The 4,889-nt window shown below is 30.6% G+C and carries 6 protein-coding genes; 2 read left to right on the forward strand and 4 right to left on the reverse strand.

Annotation, left to right across the window (positions count from 1 at the left end; genetic code table 11):
- Positions 1 to 123 precede the first annotated feature (123 nt).
- Positions 124 to 867, forward strand: a complete 744-nt coding sequence (gene cobJ / locus AOG54_RS00975; protein ID WP_048101497.1) for a precorrin-3B C(17)-methyltransferase — start codon at positions 124 to 126, stop codon at positions 865 to 867.
- 53 nt (positions 868 to 920) lie between these two features.
- Complete coding sequence (locus tag AOG54_RS09630; protein ID WP_156150299.1) at positions 921 to 1,082, forward strand: hypothetical protein; 162 nt, start codon at positions 921 to 923, stop codon at positions 1,080 to 1,082.
- A gap of 3 nt (positions 1,083 to 1,085) precedes the next feature.
- Here the strand turns inward: AOG54_RS09630 and AOG54_RS00980 are convergent, their stop codons facing one another.
- From AOG54_RS00980 to AOG54_RS00995, 4 genes are all read right to left on the reverse strand, one after another.
- The gene (locus tag AOG54_RS00980; protein ID WP_048101498.1) at positions 1,086 to 1,991 is read right to left on the reverse strand and encodes a hypothetical protein; all 906 of its coding nucleotides are present in this window, start codon (positions 1,989 to 1,991) and stop codon (positions 1,086 to 1,088) included.
- Positions 1,988 to 2,245 carry a hypothetical protein gene (locus AOG54_RS00985; protein WP_048101499.1) on the reverse strand — a complete coding sequence of 86 codons (258 nt, stop codon included), beginning with the start codon at positions 2,243 to 2,245 and terminating at the stop codon, positions 1,988 to 1,990. The genes AOG54_RS00980 and AOG54_RS00985 overlap by 4 nt, the downstream gene beginning before the upstream one ends.
- A gap of 44 nt (positions 2,246 to 2,289) precedes the next feature.
- Positions 2,290 to 4,440: a hypothetical protein gene (locus AOG54_RS00990; RefSeq protein ID WP_156324153.1), complete on the reverse strand. Its 2,151-nt coding sequence runs from the start codon at positions 4,438 to 4,440 to the stop codon at positions 2,290 to 2,292.
- A gap of 41 nt (positions 4,441 to 4,481) precedes the next feature.
- A partial coding sequence (locus AOG54_RS00995) for an amidohydrolase family protein (RefSeq protein WP_156324154.1) occupies positions 4,482 to 4,889 on the reverse strand: 408 nt, incomplete at its 5' end.

The following is a 4,889-nucleotide window of genomic DNA, read 5'->3' on the forward strand; positions in this document are numbered from 1 at the left end:
GTCCTGCCCATGTTATGTCTAACCTGAACGGCATCAATGCAATAAAAAGTTCTGGAAATCAGTTCCTTGGATATATTATAAAGGCATAAAAAATGAAATATATAAATTAGATATTATGATTGAATGGCATCGCTTTATTTAATCGGCATTGGTCCTGGAAGCATGGATAATTTAACAGGCCTTGCAGTTAAAAAATTAAACGAATCATCTGTTATAATTGGATACAAATATTATATAAATTTAATAAGACCAATATTAAAGAACAAGGAAATAATTGAAAGCGAAATAACAAATGAGGTGGACAGGGCGGAGCGTGCAGTTCTTGAGGTTCTAAATGGTAAGACTGTTTCACTTGTTTCAAGCGGGGATTCGGGCATATATGGCATGGCAGGGCTTGCATTGGAAATTATTTCAAAAAAGAATATAGATATTGATGTGCATGTTATACCCGGCATATCAGCGCTTAATTCTGCAGCCGCGCTTCTTGGGTCACCAATTATGAATGATTTCTGCAGCATCAGCCTGAGCACAAATCTGACACCATGGAACATTATTGAAAAAAGAATAATGAATGCTGCGGAGGCAGATTTTGTAATAATTTTTTACAACCCAAAAAGTATGAGGAGGCAAAATGGTATAGTAAACGCAATGGAAATTATAAAAAGATACAGAAATGAATCGACGCCAGTGGGTATTGTGAAAAATGCATATAGGGATGGTCAGGAGGTTATTTTAACTGATATAAAATCCATGGATTATAATACAATAGATATGTTTTCCACGGTGATTATTGGAAACTCACAGACATATTCGTATAAGGATTTTATGATAACACCCCGGGGTTACAGTAAAAAATATGAATATTAAATGTTGTAATAAACAATAAAAAACGTTAAAATAATATATAATAATATTAAATTATGTGTGAGGACTGCCTTGAACCTGGCTGTAATTGTGATAAATGCTATATCTACAGGCATAATCAGGCCTGTCCAGTATGCGGGCACACGGTGCTTTTGGATTGCTGCCAGGGGTTTATAACACACAAATATGATATTGATTATAAGATTATGAAAAAATAAGGGTTAATTGAATTTTAATCTTGTTTCATCACCAAACTGATCATCAAGGGTTTTATCCACTGACATACCAGAGTTAAGTATATATCCCGGGTTTATGCTGCCTGTATCAATGGTATTTATATATGCAGCCTCACCAATAGCATATATGCCTGTTCTGAATAACTGAAACATTTCTGTCATTAAATATACTGGTGCAAGGGCTGATACATAAATTATACCAATCTGCATAAACGGGTCATCTGAAAAAAATGATAAGGTGTACAGCATTGATATGCTAAAAAATGGGAAGAATACCAGCTCAAAAAACATTCTTATGAATTTAAATACGTATTTTTCAGTTCCGGGAACAATGATAAGTAATGATACCATTGGCATAAAAATAATAAAAAAGATTATAAGGGCCTGCCGTACAATAAAAATGGTGAAGAGCAGAAGTATTGAAAATAAATATGAACCGGTAAATAGAAATGATAGGAGCTTATTATTTATATTAATTGATACATTTAAAATATTGTACCAGTTGGCATTTAATCTGTAAATGTATATATAAAATGCATATGAAATTTTTAATATATAAATTGCCACATAATATGAATTCCAGAAAAGAAGAAATGCAGAAAATGCCTTTACCATGTATCTCCTGAAATCAGGATTTAGGTCAAATGAACTTTTTATAAATAAAATAAGGGCCGAAATTATTACCGCCGTGGAAAAAACGTAAATATAAATATTTGAAATTAAAATATTATAAAATCCCATAAATCCCTTATTTTGATTAAAAAATTGTGTGTAGGAATAATAAGGGCTTAGACCGTATTTAACAAGGATATCCCATGAGGCTGTTACTGAATAATTAATTAAAGAGTATAATGAATTAATAAATATTTTGATAATATATTCCGCATTCATATATGTCCGGTAATAATATAATTAAATATTGAGTACATGGCCCCGCTAACAGCCAGAATATAAATAAATGTTCCAATCAACGCATTTTTCAATTTTTCCTTTGCCACTGTTCTTTTGGCATCATCGGTGCTAAAAAAGCTCAAGGCTATTGGTATCCAGAGTATTGAAATAATCAATGCCGATACACCTATGACAATTTCATCCAGCCTGCCAAGCATTGCGCTTACTGTATTTATTAAATAGTAAACCAGCATGCAGGTTTATAATGGCGATGTATATATTTTTTATTTATGAAAATTCATTTTTTTATAATGTAAATATTCTTATCCATGTCTTTTTCAAGTGAAATTTTTCCACTGCCCTCCATTTCCCGTAACTTTTTCATTAATAGATGTTTTTTTATCCTTAATTTACGTGATTCATGTAAAATCTCCCTTAACATTTTTTTATCGTATTTCATTATTAATTCCTCGATATTTTTGTTATTAAAAACCATATTATATGAGAAAATTATTAAAATTATTATAATCCCTGCGGCTGCAGTATAATATGGAATATTGCCCAGAATTAAATATGTCTCTGTAACATTTTTATAATGGCCGTTGTAATATGCGGTCAGTTCAACATGGTCTATACCGTCAGGCAGGTTATTTATTTGCGTACCCGAACCATAAAATCTTCCATTAACATACCATTTAAATGTAACATTATTTATATTTTCTCCATTAATTATTGCAATGACCGAATTGCCACGCTGGGCTATATCCATGGTTTTAATAACCGGGAAGCTGTTTATACCAACTGATGTGCTGTAATATTCCCTAATCCCCTGTGGATCAATAAGTGTTAGATTCATAATGTATAATCCATTATAATTAACTTCATATGATATGTTAAAATTTTTTCCGGCATGTATAATAATGCTGGAATTTTTTATATTTATAAATGCAAGATAGTGCCTGTATATACCATGAATATGATAGTGCAGGTGCAATATTTTTCCTGATATATTATAGTTCATTGAAACATAAAATTTATTCGGTTTTTGAATTGTGCTGGAATCATAAATAAAGGCATAATTATGGTAAAAGTTGATTATTATACCCTTCTGAAAACTAAAATAACCGGTGTTTTTTATGCCGGTATTAAGCAGTGTACCATTTTCACAATAGTATATATTTTTGGAATCAATAAAATAATTTTCCGGCAGGGGATAAAATCCATTTAAAATTTTGCCGGCACCTAGCATCTCTGTGCCGTTATGGATGATGCTAAATCTATTTCCGTAATAATTTAGTACCGTTGCATTAACAGCCCTGCTTAGGTTTAATACCTTATATTCTGCAGGAACCATGCTATTATTAAATTCATATTCATTAATGACAGTTCTGTTTAGTACATTGAAGCGCAAATTATCACCGGATAGCATTAAATATGTTATAATTCCATTAAACTCATATGTTTTTAATAATGATTCATTTTTAAATACCTCCATATAATTAAAACCATAATAAATATAATATCCATCATAGAAATAGATATATCCCGAAAAAGGCTTTTTAATCTTTAATGTTCCTGCAAATGTGCCATTTTTGCAGATTTTTATTAGATTTAAATTTATATTATTCTGTGATACAAATATATAATATTTCTGATTCTGGATAAGGTATGAAATGTTTGTGTAATTATTATTCAATGAATAAATTATATGGGATGTTTTATTGTATATATTATATCCAACAATGGACTTATTATGGACATATAAAAGTTCACCATAATAACCATTAAAAACAGCACTGTAACTGGATGTGCCGTTATAAATTAGGCTGTATGAATATTTATTTAGTTTCAAACTGTGATTATTAAAATAAATAAGATTATTAAATGGCCTTTCTCCGTAATTTATTATTTTCTGTGTTGATCTTGGCCCGCCAAATGCAATAACAATCCTTCCATTTTTAACAGGGTATTTTAACATTATTTTATATGGTATGCTAATTTCATGCGAACTGTTTATAATTATATATGCACAGTAACTGCTGTATGGTGAAAAAATAAATGTAATATTATACCAGTGGTTTTCCCTTTTAAGGCTGAACAGGTTACTATATTTTTTATCTGCATTTACAACCGTTGCACAGTAATCATATTTTCCATATGTTATATTAAGCAGTGTTACATTATTCTGATATATTAAAATAGAATTTTCAGTACTGGCAAAATATTTGCTTGTATTCCAGCTTAGGCCATAATTAAAGGATGTTGAATTATCAACTGTTCCATTGAAATATATATAAGGATCACTTGAATTGCCTGAAAAAACATTTATGTTTTGAGCTGCCTGATCCTCATTAATTTTATTGTCAATATTATTTATATTTAAAAAATTGCCTGATACAAGAATTAATAATGTTATTATAAGAATGATGATCATGAAAATTTTTCGCATTTTTGGTTATAAAAAAGTCATAAAAAAATTTTTTTAAGTTTTTATTTTGATATCTCACCCGGTACATATTTTCCAGATCCAGCACTGGCAAGTATCCTGCCATTTTCCATGACCTTTTTCCCTTTAAGAATTGTTATCTCAGGAAAACCATAAAGTTTTTCCCCCTCAAATATTGAGTATTTAATATTGCTGTGGAGCATTTTGTATGACACTGTAAATTCCTTCTTTGGATCTATAATAACAATATCTGCATCATATCCCGGAAGCAGGTTTCCCTTATTTTTAAGGCCAAACAGTTTTGCAGGATTTGTGCTCGATACAGATACAAGCTGCTCCATTGATATTTTTCCCTTCATGTAACCATTTGTAAATAAAAGTGGGAGTATTGTTTCTGTTCCAGGTGTACCATTTGGCACCTCGTTAAATGGGGGCACCTTGTCCATATAACG

Origin of the sequence: Acidiplasma aeolicum, assembly GCF_001402945.1 — an archaeon.
Classification (GTDB): domain Archaea; phylum Thermoplasmatota; class Thermoplasmata; order Thermoplasmatales; family Thermoplasmataceae; genus Acidiplasma; species Acidiplasma aeolicum.